This window comes from Roseobacter phycocola, from assembly GCF_042055075.2.
GTDB lineage: Bacteria > Pseudomonadota > Alphaproteobacteria > Rhodobacterales > Rhodobacteraceae > Roseobacter.
Map to the genome: position 1 here is coordinate 2,635,558 of NZ_CP194010.1, position 15,813 is coordinate 2,651,370.

Genomic DNA, 15,813 nt, shown 5'->3' on the forward strand with positions numbered 1-15,813 from the left:
AAGCCGGCCTGAAAAATTTAGGCCGGTTGGCCAGATTTTGCCTGACCCGACCGAAAAGTCAGGTGTTGAACAGGAAATGCAGAACGTCCCCATCGCGGACAATGTAGGACTTCCCTTCTGCGCGCATCTTTCCTGCATCCTTTGCGGCGTTTTCACCGCCAAGCGATACATAATCGTCGTAGGAAATAGTCTCGGCCCGGATAAAGCCTTTCTCAAAGTCGCCGTGTATCACACCTGCGGCCTTCGGGGCAGTTGTACCTTGGCCGATTGTCCAGGCGCGCGCTTCTTTTGGCCCCGCTGTAAAGTAAGTCTCAAGCCTTAGCAGACTGTAGCCTGCGCGGATCAAACGATCGAGCCCGGCCTCAGCGAGGCCCATCTCTTCGAGAAACATATCCGCTTCGTCAGGCTCGAGCTGACTGATCTCTTCTTCAATCTGCGCAGAAATAATCACATGCGAATTGCCCTGAGCGGACGCCATTTCCGCAACCTGTGCAGACAGGGCATTGCCCGATGCCGCTTCGCCCTCACCAACATTGCACACGTAAAGAACAGGCTTTGTCGTCAGCAACTGCAACATATTCCATGCGCGCGCATCTTCCTCGTCGATCTCGACAACCCGCGCCGGACGTCCCGCCTCAAGAGCTTCGAGTGCCATCTTCATCAGCCGTTCCTGCTGGACGGCATCTTTGTCTCCACCCCGCACTTTGCGGACAATGTTCTGCAGCCGCTTTTCGATGCTCTCAATATCCGCAAGCATGAGTTCGGTCTCAATCGTCTCCGCATCCGCAACGGGATCAACGCGCCCTTCAACGTGCGTGACGTCACCATCTTCAAAACATCGAAGGACATGCGCAATCGCATCGACCTCACGGATATTTGCCAGGAACTGGTTGCCCAGCCCCTCCCCCCTGGAAGCGCCTTTTACAAGACCCGCAATATCGACAAATGTCATACGTGCCGGAATAACCTGGCGCGAGCCTGCGATCTCAGCCAGCTTGTCGAGCCGCTCGTCCGGTACAGCAACCTCACCGACATTCGGCTCAATGGTGCAGAAAGGAAAATTTGCCGCCTGTGCCGCCGCTGTGCGGGTCAGCGCGTTGAACAGAGTGGACTTACCGACGTTCGGCAAACCCACGATTCCCATTTTGAAGCCCATGACACTGTCCTTTGTTGCTGGCGCATTCCCTTAGGGCCTGCGCAGGCTCAGGACAAGTCCCGACGGTGCCGCCTGTCTTCGCGCGCATGAAAGATCAGCGCCCAGGCGAGGAGAATGAACATCGGATGTGTAAGCCCACCCGAGAAGAAAAGCGCCGGTATCCAGATAATGAACACCAGGATCGCGATAATAGGACGGCCTGTCAGCAGAATCGAAAGCGGGGGCAAAAGTATAGCGAGAAGATAGTTCATAACGCCAATATAGGCCCGGAATGTTGGATATTGAGGGGAAATCGACCTGTTTTTGCCCCATCGCCGGAAATCCACCCCTGCCGGGACGGTATGATGCATTGATTTCCCCGTCCGATTTCGGCATTCGGTGCCTGAGACTTCAGGAAGGCAGCACCACCAATGACCCGCATCGATGACCGGTTCGCCGAACTTGCCCGCCAGGGAAAGAAAGCATTTGTTTCGTACATCATGGCCGGCGACCCGGACTTTGACCGGTCGCTGGAAATCGTGCGCGGCCTGCCGGACGCGGGCGTGGATATCATTGAGCTTGGCCTGCCCTTTACCGACCCGATGGCGGACGGGCCGACCATTCAGCTTGCAGGCCAGCGCGCGCTTGAAAGTGGTATGACACTGCTGCGGACGCTCGAGCTGGCCAAAGCTTTCCGCGAGACGGACAATGAAACGCCGATTGTTCTGATGGGCTATTACAATCCGATCTACAGCCATGGCGTGGAGCGTTTCCTCAAGGATGCCGCGGAAGCCGGAATTGACGGCCTGATCGTCGTGGATCTGCCGCCGGAAGAAGACAGCGAACTGTGCATTCCCGCCCAGGCCGCAGGGCTCAATTTCATCCGCCTTGCGACACCAACAACGGATGACAAACGTTTGCCGCGTGTAGTTCAGAACACGTCGGGCTTTGTGTACTATGTCTCGATCACCGGCATCACCGGCGCGGCAGAGGCGCAGGCAGATGATGTAGGTCCCGAAGTATCCCGCATCCGCGAAGCAAGCGGCCTGCCTGTCGTGGTCGGTTTTGGGGTCAACACGCCGGAGAAATCCCGTTCAATCGCGGGTGTGGCCGATGGTGTGGTTGTCGGATCGGCGATTGTCAGCAGGATCGCAGCCGGAGACAGCACCGAAGACGTGCTTGCTTTTGTCCGTTCGCTCTCAGACGGCGCGCATTCCGTCTGAAGCAACACTCTCCGCCGGACTGTCGCGATCGGCATCCAGAACCGCCCGTAATTCCCGGAGTGCCGGCAGAATTTCTACGAGCTTCTGCATCTCGTAAACCTGCGACAGCCTGTTCAGGTCCGGGATCATCGCGGTAATCGTTTCGTCGCGGAACCTGCGCCCGGCCTGCGTCAGCCAGACCTGTTTTGACCTGCCATCCTTCGGATTGGGATGCACCTCGACGAGGCCGTGTGCTTCCAGGCCCTTGATCGTATGAGTCATACTGGTTTTCGGCACCTGGAACGCGCGTGCGATTTCCATGGGTGTCCGTCCATCACCGCGCCTGGAAAGATGGCTGATGACGCCGAAATGGGGCGCGATCAGCCCATCCGGCAATCGCGCCTCCAGCAGGGTTCTGCTGAGTTGTTCGATGATCCCTATTTCGTTGAATACCTCGAAACAGAGCGTGACCGGGTCTTCAGCCATTCAACAGTTTTGCCTCCAGTGGCCAGCGCGGTGATTGCGCCACATCCGGACCATAGCCCAGCCTGCCAAGCATTTGAACTGTCTCTCCATTCGTCGCGAGCAGGTCGTGAATGCGCACGTACTGAAGCGCCATTTCCGGAAACTCCTGCAGGCACTGGCTGACCGGATGGAGCGACAGACCCAGTGATGTGCAGCGCAGGTTAAGGCGCAGCCAGTCCCGCCCCGCACGAACCTGATCCGCCTTATCATTTCCGGCGGATCTGAGAACGGCATAGGCAGGTGTCGCATGCAGCATTTCGTCGTAAATTCTGACACCCTCCCGGAACCCCCGGCTCTCCGGATCACTCTGAACTGACCGGCTGACAAGACCTGTGAGCATCAGTGTTTCCAGAAATGGCCCCCCAAGATCAATGCCGTCAGGGTTCGCGTTTATCTCGGCCTTGCCAAACCGCATCAGATCGACGGATTCATGCAGCGTTCGGGGCGTCTGCATTTCGGCAACCCAGGCATCCCAGGTGATCGACCGGATTTCTTTTACCCGTTCTTCGTCAGTCACAATCGTGGCGTAGCTTTCCAGAGCGCGCACCGCGACATCCGGCACTTCCCTGTCAGAGAACGGCTCTTTGCAGGACCGCCTGTTCAGGATGTGTCCGGCAAGCGGATCAGCCTGGCCTCCTGTTTCGAAAACAGCTCTGGCCACCGGCCCTTTTTCACCGTCCGGGAAAACCTCAGTGCGCACGTCATACCCTGCAACACCGGCAGCCAGTGCCATCTGTTCCAGGAAACAGCCGAAACCGATGGTCAGCTGACGGTCAAAGGGGTCAGTTTCAGGCAGTCTTTTTTCGCTGTCATGCCAAAGCAGGACGGTGTCATCCCCGACCAGTTCCACCAGCCAGGGCTGCAGGTTGTGCGGATTTGGAGCCAGCAGAGCGTAGCTCAGCGCATTTTTGCGGGGATCTCCGTAACTCCCTGCCAGTTTCCACGGTGCAATGGCGCGGTGGGGAACCCTTGTGTTCAGAAAGCCGGCGGATGCGGCTGTTGCGGCGGCAATGGTGCCACCTCCGGCGATGGTCAGGAATTTTCGTCTCGAAACGGTCATGTTTAGCCTCATCAGTTTGTTCAATATCGCACTATATAGTTCGATATTGCACTATTCAAGACTTTTTGCGAACCGCAACATTTGTTGAGTTGAAGGCGTTTTCCAAAATTGGTAATGAAAACTAACCAAAATTGGAAATCACCATGCCAGCCATTACAAATATTGAAGATCTGAAACGCATCTACGAACGGCGCGTGCCGCGGATGTTTTACGACTACGCAGAGTCCGGCAGCTGGACTGAGCAGACATTCCGCGAAAATTCATCTGACTTTGACCAGCTGCGTCTGCGCCAGCGCGTGGCTGTCGATATGTCGGGGCGCACAACTGAATCCGAAATGATCGGCGAAAAGGTTGCAATGCCGGTGGCCCTCGCGCCGGTCGGGATCACAGGAATGCAGCACGCCGACGGCGAGATGAAGACCGCGAAGGCTGCGGAAAAGTTTGGTGTCCCCTTCACGCTCAGCACCATGTCGATCAACTCAATTGAGGATGTGGCCGGCTTTACCGATGCGCCCTTCTGGTTTCAGCTCTACATGATGCGGGATACGGACTATGTCTCGCGACTGATACAGCGTGCCAAAGACGCAAAGTGTTCAGCGCTTGTCATCACGCTTGACCTGCAGATCCTAGGTCAGCGGCACAAGGACATCAAAAACGGCCTGTCTGCTCCTCCCAAACTGACCGCAAAAACCATCGCCAACCTCGCCACCAAATGGTCCTGGGGTATTGGCATGCTGAGTGCGAAGCGTCGCGACTTCGGCAATATCGTGGGGCATGTCGAAGGCATTTCTGACCCCAAATCGCTCAGCACCTGGGCCGCTGAATCCTTTGATCCGACGCTCGACTGGGACAAGGTCGCAAAGATTAAAGAGGAATGGGGCGGCAAGGTGATCCTCAAGGGCATCCTGGATGCCGAAGATGCCAGAATGGCCCTCAAAGTTGGTGCCGATGCGATCGTGGTCTCCAATCACGGTGGCCGACAGCTTGACGGTGCGCTGAGCTCCATTCGCGCGCTCAAGCCAATCCTCGACGCAGTTGGAGATGAGATTGAAGTGCACCTGGACAGCGGTATCCGTTCCGGTCAGGACGTTCTCAAGGCGCTCGCTATGGGCGCACAGGGGACTTACATCGGGCGGGCGTTCATCTACGGCCTGGGCGCGATGGGTCAGCAGGGTGTTACGAAAGCGCTTGAGATCATTCACAAAGAGCTGGACACCACGATGGCACTTTGCGGCGAAACGGACGTCAGAAACCTAGGGCGGCACAACCTGCTGGTCCCGGAGGATTTCGAGGGTCGCTGGCAGAGCTGAGTTTTCGGGATGGTGCCGGGCGGACGGCTGCAGATTTCAGCCGCGCCCGGCGTCCTGCAGCGACCTGACCGTGCGCCCGAGCGCGGGCACAAGAACCAGTGCCGCCACGAACATAATACCGCCCACCAGCGCAAAACCGGCGCGCAGGCCAAAGTATTCAGAGGTGAAACCCATCAGCGGTGGGCCCAGAAAGAACGCTGCGTATCCCATAACGGATACACGGCTGATGGCTGCAAGCCTGTTGCGCGCGGGGACGACCCGCCCGACCTGCGCCAGCGCAAGTGGTGCGATCACCGACACGCCAAGCCCGGTGAGACCAAAGCCGAGGTAGGCTGTCATCAGGCCCGGAGCAAGACCCGCGAGGAACAGACCGGCTGCCGCCGTCAGAGCTGCGGCCACCATCAGCTGCAGTTCCGGAAGGCGGGACGACATCAGATGCCCTGCCAGCCGCCCTGCCCCCATGGTCAGTCCGAGAATGGCCGGCCCCAGTGCACCTTCCGCAGGCCCGCCGCCTAGCGTGCGTTCCAGATGCAGCGCTGACCAGCCTTCGGAGGATGCCTCTGTCAGGAAGGCCAGTAAAACAATCGCACCGCCAAGCCAGATGAGGCCTGATGGCAGCCGCACTGCGGCGCCCGCGGCCTCCTGCGGCATCACCGCGCTTCGTTTTTCCAGCATGATGACGGCCAGGACAGCTACCAGAGCGCTGAAAGCGAGAAACACATCTGCGGGTGTCCATTCCAGTTCCCGCAATACACCGGTCAGCAGAGCAGACCCGGCATAGGCAAAAGAATACATCGCATGATTGAGGTTCATGAGGGGCCTGCCCTCCTGTTCCTCTCGTTCGGAAACGCGCACGTTGACCAGCACGTCAACGACGCCGGAACCGACCGACGCGAGCGTCATTCCCAGAGCGAACTGCACAAGGCCTGTCGCACTGCCTGCCGTGAACATCCCCAGCGCCACGATGAGCGATGCCACAGGTGTGGCCCAGCGCCCCGCCAGACGGTCCGCGAGCGGGGCCAGCCACATCGCCGCCAAAGCCCCCAGAGAGGCGACCAGAACCACGGCACCGTAAACCGCATCTGATGCGCCGATCGCCGCCTTAACCACTGGCATCTGGGCAAAAAACGCAGCCCAGGCCCCACCGATCACGATGAAGCCCGCAAGTGGTTTGTGCGAAATCCGGAGGTCGTTCAGAAGGCCCATCAGCCCGTGTCGCACAGGGCCCGTTTTCCCACAAGCACGCTTGTGTCAGAAACCTCTTTCCATGTGGCCGAATCCGGTCTATACGCGCGGCTTCATGCGGGCATACAGCCTTGGAGGATGTCCGCCCTTACATATTGGAGAGTATCAATGGCTGGAGAAATTCCGGATCTTGTCGCTCAGGAACGGACGGGGACAGGCAAGGGCGCCGCTCGTCAGGCACGCCGCGATGGCATGGTTCCTGGTATTGTTTTTGGTGGTGACACTGACCCGCTGCCGATCAACATCCCTTTCAACGTTCTGTTCAAGAAGCTGAAAGAAGGCCGGTTCAAGTCGACCCTGTTCAACATGAAAGTTGAAGGTCACGACGACGTGCGTGTGATCTGCCGCGACGTGCAGCGTCACGTGGTCAAGGATCTGCCAACGCATATCGACTTCATGCGCCTGCGCCGCACCACAAAAATCAACCTCTTCATCGCGGTTGAAGTTGTCGGCGACGATGTGGCCCCCGGCCTGAAAAAAGGTGGTGTGCTGACGCTGATCCGCCCCGAAGTCGAACTGGTTGTGACCGCGGGTGATATCCCGGATCACATCACCATCGACATTTCCGAAATGGAAATCGGCGACAACATCACGATCTCGTCCGTTGACCTGCCAGCAGGTGCAAAACCGACGATCGACCGTGATTTCGTGATCGCACAGATTTCTGCGCCAGCAGGTCTGGCCTCTTCGGATGACGAAGATGGCGATGACGGCGAAGAGGGTGATGCACCCGAGGCCGAAGGCGACGCAGAAGAGTAAAGCCTTTCCCCATCGGGAACGGAGGATACGGGGCCCTTTGCGGCCCCGTATTTCGTTCCGGCAGCCCCGGTGCTATGCTGCAGCGCAACATCAGGGAGCTGAAATTTTGAAACTGATCGTCGGTCTGGGCAATCCGGGTCCAAAATACGCCGGAAACCGCCACAACATCGGATTCATGGCGCTCGACCGGATTGCGCAGGATCACGGGTTCGGCCCCTGGAAGGGCAAGCATCAGGGCAGTCTGAGCGAGGGCCGTTTTGGGTCCGACAGGGCGGTTCTGCTCAAACCCGAAACCTTCATGAACAATTCCGGCCAGTCCGTGCAGGCGGCGCTGAAATTCTTCAAACTGGATCCCGAAGACGTTGTTGTGCTGCATGACGAGATCGACCTTGCCCCCGGCAAAGTAAAACACAAAGTCGGCGGCGGACATGCCGGCCACAACGGTCTGCGTTCGCTGCATGCTCATATCGGGCCGGATTACGCGCGTGTTCGTCTGGGCGTCGGTCATCCCGGTCACAAGGATCGCGTCCCGTCCTATGTCCTGCACGACTTTTCAAAAGCGGATCAGGAATGGCTGGATGATGTTCTGCGCGGCGTAAGTGATGGTGCGCCCTGGCTCGCAGCGGGCGATCCGTCAAAATTCATGAACGCAGTCGGCTTGCGGCTCAGCCCTCAAAGATCTGGCAGCGGCGAAAAAGGCACAGCCGCGCGGCCAAAAACTGCGGCAAAAGAAAAACCACCGGAGCAAACTGAAGAACCGTCAGACGAACGGTCAGCTATGCAGAAGCTGCTGGATCGTTTCCGGTGAACCTGCCCGACGCCTTTGCACATCAGGCCATCAGCTGCCGCGCTCTGGGCTCGCCGTTTATGGGCCAGCTTCTTGATCTGCTGGCCGGTCACTGGCCGCAGGATACTGCGCTTGCCCGGCATTTCGCAGCGTTCGACGGGGACATCGGCCCCGCAGGGCATTCTTTGCCTTTGCGTACAGCGGGCGGGCTTCATGCACTGGTTCTGAGCGGCCGGGCTCCAGACCTCGCCGCCATTTATCCGCCGGTTGAAGTGGATGATGAAACGCTGCTTGCGGCCGTGATGTCCGCCCTGAATACGCATGAAGATTTCATGCTGGACTGGGTCAGAAGCCCGCCACAGACGAACGAGGTTCGCCGGTCAGCCGCGCTGATCGCGGGAGCAAGCGTTGCCGCTCAACACTTCGACCTGCCCTTCTGGCTTTCCGAACTCGGTGCCAGTGGTGGACTGAACCTGATGTGGGATCACTACGCGCTCGCCCTGCCCGGCATGACCACTGGACCAGAAAATGCCGCCCTGACCCTTTCGCCGGACTGGGACGGCCCATTGCCCCCTTCCCAAAGGCCGGTCGTCGCCGACCGTCGTGGGGTCGATCTGAACCCTCTTGATCCGCGCCGCGCAAAGGATCTCCTCCGCCTTACCGCTTATCTGTGGCCCGACCAGCCGGAACGGCTTGCGCTCACCCGCGCGGCGGCTGCCGTGACGGATGCACAGATCGACCGCGGCGATGCGATCGACTGGCTGGAGAACAGATTAACGGAGGCGCCTGCGGGGCATGTGCATCTGATCCAGCATACGGTGGCATGGCAGTACTTCCCGGAAGAAGCCAGAACGCGGGGACGCAGAATGATTGAAACCGCCGGATCTGCTGCAACTTCCGAACGACCACTCGCGTGGCTGTCCATGGAAAGCGACGGCGATACAAAGGGTGGAATTGGTGCCGCACTGATCCTGCGGCTCTGGCCCGGTGACGTTACCCTGAACCTCGGGCGCGCCGACTTTCACGGACGCTGGGTCCGGTGGCAGACGCCCTGACGGGCAGGAAGACAGGTAGGGTCATGCGCAGTTTCGGGAAATGGCTGGGACGAATTCTTCTGGCTCTCGTGCTTGCAGCAGCCGCGCTGGGTCTTTGGAAGATCGAAGAGATCAGACGCCTGATGGCGGTGAACAGCCTCTTTGAACCCGACCGGATTGTCGGGAATTTCAGCAACATGGACGCAGCCTTCCTGCACAGGGAGATCGACCGCGGCGACGGTCCGGTATCCCCCCTGCCCGCAGGGGAACCGATGCAGATGCCTGAGCGGCTGGACAGGTTCCTCACTGACCGCAATGCGACCTCCCTGCTGGTGCTCAGCGGCGGCAAAATCGTCTACGAAGATTACCTGCTGGGAACCGGGCCGGACGATCTCCGGATCAGCTGGTCCATGGCCAAAAGCTACCTGTCCGCCCTGACAGGCATTCTGGTCGGCAAAGGCCTTATCCCTGACCTCGATGCACCTGTAACCGACTATGTTCCGGAGCTGGAGGGCGGGGCCTACGGCAACGCGACCATCCGCAATGTTCTGAACATGGCGACCGGTGTGACCTTTGACGAGGACTATCTGGACAAAGGTTCCGACATCAACCGGATGGGCCGCATTCTTGCCCTTGGCGGCGAGATGGACACCTTCGCCGCTGACCTGACTGAAACATTCGCCCCACCGGGGGAGCAGTGGAAATACGTGTCCATCGACACCCACGTCCTGGGAATGGTGTTGAGGGCCGCCGGTGGAAAACCGGTTGTTGATCTGATGTCCGAACACGTCATCCGCCCGCTTGGCGTTGAGCGCGCGCCCTACTACCTGACAGATGGTACCGGCGTGGCTTTTGCGCTGGGGGGGCTGAACATTACGACGCGCGATTATGCGCGTTTTGGCCAGATGTTCCTGCAGCGGGGGCGCTGGCAGGGCACTCAGGTTGTGCCTTCGGACTGGGTTATCCTGTCCACAACCGCCACCGCACCGACCAGCGGTGACCAGATGGGATATGGATATCAGTGGTGGCTGCCGCGCGACGCAAGGCCGCGGGAATACATGGGACGTGGCATTTACGGGCAATACCTCTACATCAACGAAACAGCGGATGTGGTGATCGTGCTCACAGCTGCGGATCGCCGGTTCCGGGACCGCGCAGTACAGCGGGACAATCTCGAACTGTTCCGGGAGATCGCCGACAGGCTCTGAGGAGAACGGTATGGAAAAAGACGACAGCGTCAATGTCCTGGGAACGCCGCTGGCCGTGTGCGGCACCGACCCTGTGACAGGTTTTTTCCGGGACGGCAGCTGCAACACTTGTGCTGCTGACCGTGGAAGCCACACCGTCTGCGCCATCATGACAGCCGAGTTTCTGGCGTTCTCAAAGTATGTCGGCAATGACCTGTCAACGCCGCGGCCGGAATTCGGTTTTGTTGGTCTGAAACCGGGTGATGCCTGGTGCCTGTGCGCCAGCCGGTTTCTGCAGGCGCATGACGACGGCTGCGCACCACAGGTCAACCTGGAAGCCACCCATGCGCGCGCGCTTGAAATTGTCCCGCTTGAGGTACTGCGCGCCTGTGCCGCTCACTGACCGGGTTTTCACGCAGCGGCAAACCAGGGCCCACGGACGTTCCGCCAACATGCGGTTCAACCATGTTGTGCGCTTCAGACCCGATCCGGGGCGAAATAAAGCATAAACCTTCGGCCTAAGACAGCCTCGCTCATCCCAAAGTCCAATTCTGTTTCCTGCTCTTCCTGCTCAGATCAGGGCAACCGCAATGACGCGGAAGCACAGAAAACGAAAAGGATGACACAATGATCAAACACAGCAAAACGCTTCTTCTGGCCGGACTTCTTATTCCCGGTGCCGCATTTTCGGACATCGGCAAAGGAGATGTGCTTGGTGTCTCAACCGAGGCGATCACCGCTGCGGTTGAAGCGCAGGGCTATACCACCGTGGAAGTGGAAATCGAGGACGGTGAAATCGAAGTGGAAGCGCTTCTGAACGGGCAGGAATACGAAATCGAAGTGTCATCCGAGACCGGCGAGGTCCTGGCTGTCTACAGGGATGATGACGACGATGACGATGACGATGACGATGACGATGACGCGGATGATCATCACGATGATGACAGCGAAAGCGACGATGACTAACATCGCCCGGGTGCGCCTGAAACACCGGGCGCATCCTTCATCTGCTGAGGAACCTTTATGTCACGTACCGCCATCCTCTGGTCACTCTTTGCGCTTCAGACGATCTGTTGCGCTTATTTCCTGATGGACATCACGTGGGATCTGCTCTGGCCCGGGTTCTACAACCGCTGGGCCGAAAGCGATGTGATTGAAGCGCTCGTTACCATTGCCCTTTTTCTGGGCCTCGTGTTCACCGGCAATGAGCTGAGATCATTGCTGGGGCGGCAGACTGAACTGGAGGACCAGATCAGTATCGCGTCAGGTGCTTTCAGCGAAGTGCTGGAAGCACGCTTTCACGACTGGTGCCTGACCGCCGCCGAACGCGAAGTGGCCATCCTGGCGATCAAAGGCTTTTCCATCGCCGAGATGGCCGATCTGCGGGACACAAAACAGGGCACGATCAAAGCGCAATGCGCCTCGGTCTACCGCAAAGCGGACGTCGCGGGCCGGCTGCAGTTGCTCAGCATATTTCTTGATGACCTCATCGCTGACGATCTTGTCAGCACCGGTCAACCCAGATCCGCGCAAGGATAATTCATGCATCCCTTCGGTGTACTTCTGATCGCCGAAACGACGCTCTTTCCGGCTGTTCAGCTCCTGTCACTTCCGGATATAGCGGAAGGGACAGCCCTCTTTTCAAAGTGTCCTGGGTCCCACTGAAGGCTGACCACCCGATCAGGCGAATTCACCCATCTCGAACCCGAGCGCCCGCGCGACAGTGAAAATATCCTTGTCGCCGCGTCCGCACATGTTCATGCAGATGATGTGATCAGCAGGCAGTTCCGGTGCGATTTTCATCACATGGGCCAGCGCGTGGCTGGGCTCCAGCGCCGGAATAATACCTTCCAGCTCACAGCAGAGCTGGAACGCCTCAAGCGCTTCTTTGTCCGTGATCGCCACGTATTCGGCGCGTCCGATGTCATGCAGCCATGCGTGTTCCGGCCCGATACCCGGATAGTCCAGACCCGCTGAAATAGAGAACCCTTCGAGGATCTGACCGTCGTCGTCCTGCAGCAGATAGGTCCGGTTGCCATGCAACACGCCCGGCCTGCCGCCTGTCAGCGACGCGCAGTGCTCCATTTTCTCATTCACGCCTTTCCCACCGGCCTCAACACCGATGATGCCGACTTCCTTGTCGTCGAGGAAAGGATAAAACAGGCCCATCGCGTTCGAGCCACCACCAATTGCCGCGATCACGGTGTCCGGCAACCGGCCCTCTGCCGCGGTCATCTGTTCGCGTACTTCTTTGCCGATGATCGACTGGAAATCACGAACCATGGCGGGATACGGATGCGGCCCCGCAACGGTTCCGATGCAGTAGAATGTGTCACGTACGTTGGTGACCCAGTCGCGCAGCGCGTCGTTCATCGCGTCCTTGAGCGTGCCCCGGCCGGAGGTCACAGGTACAACTTCCGCCCCCAGCAGACGCATCCGGAAAACATTGGGTGCCTGACGTTCGACATCATGCGCGCCCATGTAGACAACGCATTTCAGGCCAAACTTAGCGCACACAGTCGCTGTTGCGACACCGTGCTGACCGGCGCCGGTTTCGGCGATGATGCGGTTCTTGCCCATGCGGCGCGCCAGGATGATCTGGCCCAGCACGTTGTTGATCTTGTGCGCGCCGGTGTGGTTCAGTTCGTCACGCTTCATGTATACTTTCGCGCCGCCCAGATGTTCGGTCAGGCGCTCAGCATGATAGAGCGGGCTCGGACGTCCGACATAATGCGTCCACAGATCATCCATTTCCGCCCAGAATGACGCGTCGGTTTTGGCCTTCTCGTATTGTTCCTCAAGCTCCAGAATGAGGGGCATGAGGGTTTCAGACACAAACCGCCCGCCAAACTTGCCAAAGCGTCCCTGCTCATCAGGTCCGGTCATAAAGGAGTTGAAAAGATCGTTGGCCATAACGCACCCGTTTTCCGCATGTGGCGTTCTGCCTACCGCGCGGCGTCAGCGGAAACAAGGCGTTTTGAGATCAACAGGAGCGACGATTGCGCGCGCCGGCGGGGACAGAACCGGCACGCGCTGCGACAGATCAGTCCGCCGCGTAAATCACCGGGGTTGCCGGCGACGCGGAGGCCTCGCCGGTAAACTGCATGATGACATATTCGCCGGCATCCGTTCCGGTCTCACTGCCGGTCCCGGACAGAAGAGCCGTCACTGTGCTCAGTCCGGTAACAAGAATGGCTGCGGCGGCAATGGTTGCTCGGAAAGTCATGTGTACGGCCTTTGAAACAGATATAACGGGATACAGGAAATGCCCTGTACGACCTTTTTAGCCCTTTTTGCATGTCCGTTCTGTGAACCAGGTTACCCAGGTCAGATTTTTTTTGCGGCAACCAAAAATTCCCGGATCAGACCGGTGTCTTTCCGGCCCGGTGCGGTCTCCACACCTGACGAGACATCGACCTGCCGTGCGCCCGTGAGACGAACAGCCTCCGCCACGTTGTCAGGTGTCAGCCCCCCGGCGAGCATCCACGGTTTGGTCCAGTATTTGCGGTCCGCAAGCAGCCGCCAGTCAAATGACAGACCATTGCCACCTGGCAGGTCCGCATTCTGCGGAGGTTTGGCATCGATCAGCAGCTGATCTGCCACCGCCGCATAGGTATCGATCGCCGAAAGGTCGGAGCTGTCCGCCACGCCGATCGCTTTCATCACAGGGAGGCCGTAGCGCGCACAGATTTCCGCTACACGTTCAGGTGCCTCGCTGCCGTGCAACTGAAGCATGTCGAGCGGAACTGTTTCCGTCAGCGTATCCAGAAAACCGTTGTCCGCATTCACCACCAGCGCAACCTTTGCCAGCCCCGGGGGTGCTTCGAGCGCAAGAGATGCGGCATCTGATACGGAAATATTACGGGGGGAATTTGCAAAAAACACGAAACCGCAATAGGCCGCACCAGCTTCTGCCGCGGCACGGACATGTGCGGGATCGGTCAGCCCGCAAATCTTTACTGCTGTTTCAGTTACCATATCGGGTGTTGAGCACAGCGTCGCGCGACTGGCAACCGGAAACGCCCGGTCAGGTCAGCCCGCCTGCTCCAGCATGGCCAGGACTTCGTCCTTGCCCTCGTGCTTTTCGCCTTTCAGCTTTGCCACCTCGCGCTGAAGGCGGCGCAGTTCGCGGGCCTGACGGGAGGCCTCGGCACGCTGTGTATGCTCGCGGATCCACTCCCAGACAAAGCCAACAAGCAGGCCAACGACAATACCGCCGAAAATCACCAGAAACAGAGGCAGCTCAATACTGGGATTTACCGCAAACCAGCCCGCAACCTCTGATGGGATCAGCTGCAGCGACACGATCCCCCGGTTGGCAATCGCCACGGCAATCAGTGCCGCACCAAATACTGCGATACAGGCGTAGCGGATATAACGCATCAGGCCTTCCCGTTCAGACGGTCACGGAGCAGTTTGCCGGTCTTGAAGAAAGGCACGTGCTTTTCTTCGACATGAACGGTTTCACCGGTGCGCGGGTTACGTCCGACCCGGGCGTCACGCTTTTTGACGGAAAACGCGCCAAACCCACGCAGTTCCACCCGATCTCCTCTCGACATGGCGCCGGTCACCTCTTCGAAGATCGTGTTCACGATCCGCTCCACGTCTCTTTGGTAAAGATGTGGATTTTCGTCTGCGATCTTCTGAATCAGCTCAGACCGTATCATAGCGCCCCCCGGTGATTATCTCTTTCCCTCGCAGATGGAGTATAGGAAGGTTTCCGGCATTCCGAAAGCAGCGGATGTGCCATGAGCCGTGGTTTTTAGCGACGGAACACCCTGTTTTGGCGTCATTTTTCATTTGACCAGGCCGGAATCAGCGCAATTCCGGTTGCCGCGTCGCAGCGGCACTGTCATGATTCGTGACGTGAAACGCGGCGGCGGCCGGTGAACGCCGGGCCCCATTTGCCGATGCGGCCGTTCATATACCCCAAAAGGAGCAGGCACATGTCACAGGAAGATCACCACGATTGCGTGGTCGCCATCGGCGCCTCAGCCGGCGGGATCGAAGCTGTGGTTACGCTGTTGTCACAGCTGCCCGAAGGCCTGAACGCGCCCGTCGTTGTCGCCATCCACAGTCAGGCCGGATCTCAGCTGAAGGAGATCCTCGATCATACTTTCAATCTCGACGTTCGCACGCTCAGGGACGGCGACACCGTGAGAAAGGGCGTCATCTATGTGGTGCCCGGCGCCACCCATGCTTTTTTCAGGGACGGACGTGTCCGGCTGTCCGAACCTGTGCGGGATTCCGGATTTCGCCCCTCAATCGACGGGCTTTTCATGACCCTGGCGGCGGAATACGGAGAACGCGCCATCGCAGTGGTGTTGTCCGGTACAATGAACGACGGCATGCGGGGCGCTCAGATCGTGCATGACATGGGCGGGCGGACGATCGTTCAGAACCCTGAAGATGCGCGTTTCGAAAGCATGCCGATGAATGTCATTCTGGCAGACCACCCCCGCAAAATCCTCTCGGCCGGGGATCTCGGGCTTTGGCTGGCGGATACCCTTGGGCCACACGCCGGCTGAACAGCGACACCGGACGACCGACACACAGCTGAACGAAAAAA

The 15,813-nt window shown here is 58.8% G+C and carries 20 protein-coding genes; 10 read left to right on the forward strand and 10 right to left on the reverse strand.

The window, feature by feature from the left end; genetic code table 11:
* Positions 1-58: 58 nt before the first annotated feature.
* Both ychF and AB4K19_RS12905 read right to left on the reverse strand, forming a co-directional pair.
* Positions 59-1,156: a redox-regulated ATPase YchF gene (ychF, locus tag AB4K19_RS12900; protein WP_436397851.1), complete on the reverse strand. Its 1,098-nt coding sequence runs from the start codon at positions 1,154-1,156 to the stop codon at positions 59-61.
* A gap of 47 nt (positions 1,157-1,203) precedes the next feature.
* On the reverse strand, positions 1,204-1,407 hold the full coding sequence (locus tag AB4K19_RS12905) for a hypothetical protein (RefSeq protein WP_375230893.1): 204 nt from the start codon (positions 1,405-1,407) through the stop codon (positions 1,204-1,206).
* 159 nt (positions 1,408-1,566) lie between these two features.
* On the opposite strand from AB4K19_RS12905, the gene trpA reads away from it, so the two are divergent.
* Entirely contained in the window at positions 1,567-2,358 is a 792-nt protein-coding gene (gene trpA, locus AB4K19_RS12910; RefSeq protein WP_375228745.1) for a tryptophan synthase subunit alpha, read from the forward strand.
* On the opposite strand, the gene AB4K19_RS12915 is transcribed toward trpA, so the two are convergent.
* Positions 2,335-2,823 carry a MarR family winged helix-turn-helix transcriptional regulator gene (locus AB4K19_RS12915; protein WP_375228746.1) on the reverse strand — a complete coding sequence of 163 codons (489 nt, stop codon included), beginning with the start codon at positions 2,821-2,823 and terminating at the stop codon, positions 2,335-2,337. The two genes, trpA and AB4K19_RS12915, sit on opposite strands and share 24 nt — an antisense overlap.
* Positions 2,816-3,922 carry an Acg family FMN-binding oxidoreductase gene (locus tag AB4K19_RS12920; RefSeq protein ID WP_375228747.1) on the reverse strand — a complete coding sequence of 369 codons (1,107 nt, stop codon included), beginning with the start codon at positions 3,920-3,922 and terminating at the stop codon, positions 2,816-2,818. Before AB4K19_RS12920 ends, AB4K19_RS12915 begins: the two co-directional genes overlap by 8 nt.
* A gap of 143 nt (positions 3,923-4,065) precedes the next feature.
* On the opposite strand from AB4K19_RS12920, the gene AB4K19_RS12925 reads away from it, so the two are divergent.
* Entirely contained in the window at positions 4,066-5,232 is a 1,167-nt protein-coding gene (locus AB4K19_RS12925; protein WP_375228748.1) for an alpha-hydroxy acid oxidase, read from the forward strand.
* A gap of 36 nt (positions 5,233-5,268) precedes the next feature.
* On the opposite strand, the gene AB4K19_RS12930 is transcribed toward AB4K19_RS12925, so the two are convergent.
* Positions 5,269-6,453, reverse strand: a complete 1,185-nt coding sequence (locus tag AB4K19_RS12930) for an MFS transporter (RefSeq protein WP_375228749.1) — start codon at positions 6,451-6,453, stop codon at positions 5,269-5,271.
* A 132-nt stretch (positions 6,454-6,585) separates the two neighbouring features.
* Here AB4K19_RS12930 and AB4K19_RS12935 point away from each other — a divergent pair, with 132 nt between their 5' ends.
* The 7 genes from AB4K19_RS12935 (at position 6,586) to AB4K19_RS12965 (ending at position 11,783) form a co-directional block, all read left to right on the forward strand.
* On the forward strand, positions 6,586-7,236 hold the full coding sequence (locus AB4K19_RS12935; protein ID WP_375228750.1) for a 50S ribosomal protein L25/general stress protein Ctc: 651 nt from the start codon (positions 6,586-6,588) through the stop codon (positions 7,234-7,236).
* A gap of 106 nt (positions 7,237-7,342) precedes the next feature.
* Positions 7,343-8,044 carry an aminoacyl-tRNA hydrolase gene (pth, locus tag AB4K19_RS12940; protein ID WP_375228751.1) on the forward strand — a complete coding sequence of 234 codons (702 nt, stop codon included), beginning with the start codon at positions 7,343-7,345 and terminating at the stop codon, positions 8,042-8,044.
* Positions 8,041-9,078: a DUF2332 domain-containing protein gene (locus AB4K19_RS12945; protein ID WP_375228752.1), complete on the forward strand. Its 1,038-nt coding sequence runs from the start codon at positions 8,041-8,043 to the stop codon at positions 9,076-9,078. Before pth ends, AB4K19_RS12945 begins: the two co-directional genes overlap by 4 nt.
* Before the next feature lie 23 nt (positions 9,079-9,101).
* Positions 9,102-10,265 (forward strand): serine hydrolase domain-containing protein, encoded by a 1,164-nt coding sequence (locus AB4K19_RS12950; protein ID WP_375228753.1) that lies wholly within the window; start codon positions 9,102-9,104, stop codon positions 10,263-10,265.
* A 10-nt stretch (positions 10,266-10,275) separates the two neighbouring features.
* A complete protein-coding gene (locus tag AB4K19_RS12955; protein WP_375228754.1) occupies positions 10,276-10,647 on the forward strand; it encodes a DUF2237 family protein in 372 nt (123 codons plus the stop codon).
* A 224-nt stretch (positions 10,648-10,871) separates the two neighbouring features.
* The gene (locus tag AB4K19_RS12960; protein ID WP_375228755.1) at positions 10,872-11,210 is read left to right on the forward strand and encodes a PepSY domain-containing protein; all 339 of its coding nucleotides are present in this window, start codon (positions 10,872-10,874) and stop codon (positions 11,208-11,210) included.
* A gap of 57 nt (positions 11,211-11,267) precedes the next feature.
* Positions 11,268-11,783 carry a helix-turn-helix transcriptional regulator gene (locus AB4K19_RS12965; protein WP_436397859.1) on the forward strand — a complete coding sequence of 172 codons (516 nt, stop codon included), beginning with the start codon at positions 11,268-11,270 and terminating at the stop codon, positions 11,781-11,783.
* A 141-nt stretch (positions 11,784-11,924) separates the two neighbouring features.
* Here AB4K19_RS12965 and trpB read toward each other — a convergent pair whose 3' ends face one another.
* The 5 genes from trpB to ihfB form a co-directional block, all read right to left on the reverse strand.
* Entirely contained in the window at positions 11,925-13,157 is a 1,233-nt protein-coding gene (trpB, locus tag AB4K19_RS12970) for a tryptophan synthase subunit beta (protein WP_436397862.1), read from the reverse strand.
* A 130-nt stretch (positions 13,158-13,287) separates the two neighbouring features.
* Positions 13,288-13,470 (reverse strand): hypothetical protein, encoded by a 183-nt coding sequence (locus tag AB4K19_RS12975; RefSeq protein ID WP_436397864.1) that lies wholly within the window; start codon positions 13,468-13,470, stop codon positions 13,288-13,290.
* A 101-nt stretch (positions 13,471-13,571) separates the two neighbouring features.
* Positions 13,572-14,222: a phosphoribosylanthranilate isomerase gene (locus AB4K19_RS12980; protein ID WP_436397866.1), complete on the reverse strand. Its 651-nt coding sequence runs from the start codon at positions 14,220-14,222 to the stop codon at positions 13,572-13,574.
* A gap of 54 nt (positions 14,223-14,276) precedes the next feature.
* On the reverse strand, positions 14,277-14,627 hold the full coding sequence (locus AB4K19_RS12985) for a lipopolysaccharide assembly protein LapA domain-containing protein (RefSeq protein ID WP_375228757.1): 351 nt from the start codon (positions 14,625-14,627) through the stop codon (positions 14,277-14,279).
* A complete protein-coding gene (ihfB, locus tag AB4K19_RS12990) occupies positions 14,627-14,911 on the reverse strand; it encodes an integration host factor subunit beta (protein WP_375228758.1) in 285 nt (94 codons plus the stop codon). The genes AB4K19_RS12985 and ihfB overlap by 1 nt, the downstream gene beginning before the upstream one ends.
* A 279-nt stretch (positions 14,912-15,190) precedes the next feature.
* Here ihfB and AB4K19_RS12995 point away from each other — a divergent pair, with 279 nt between their 5' ends.
* Complete coding sequence (locus AB4K19_RS12995) at positions 15,191-15,772, forward strand: chemotaxis protein CheB (protein WP_375228759.1); 582 nt, start codon at positions 15,191-15,193, stop codon at positions 15,770-15,772.
* Positions 15,773-15,813 lie beyond the last annotated feature (41 nt).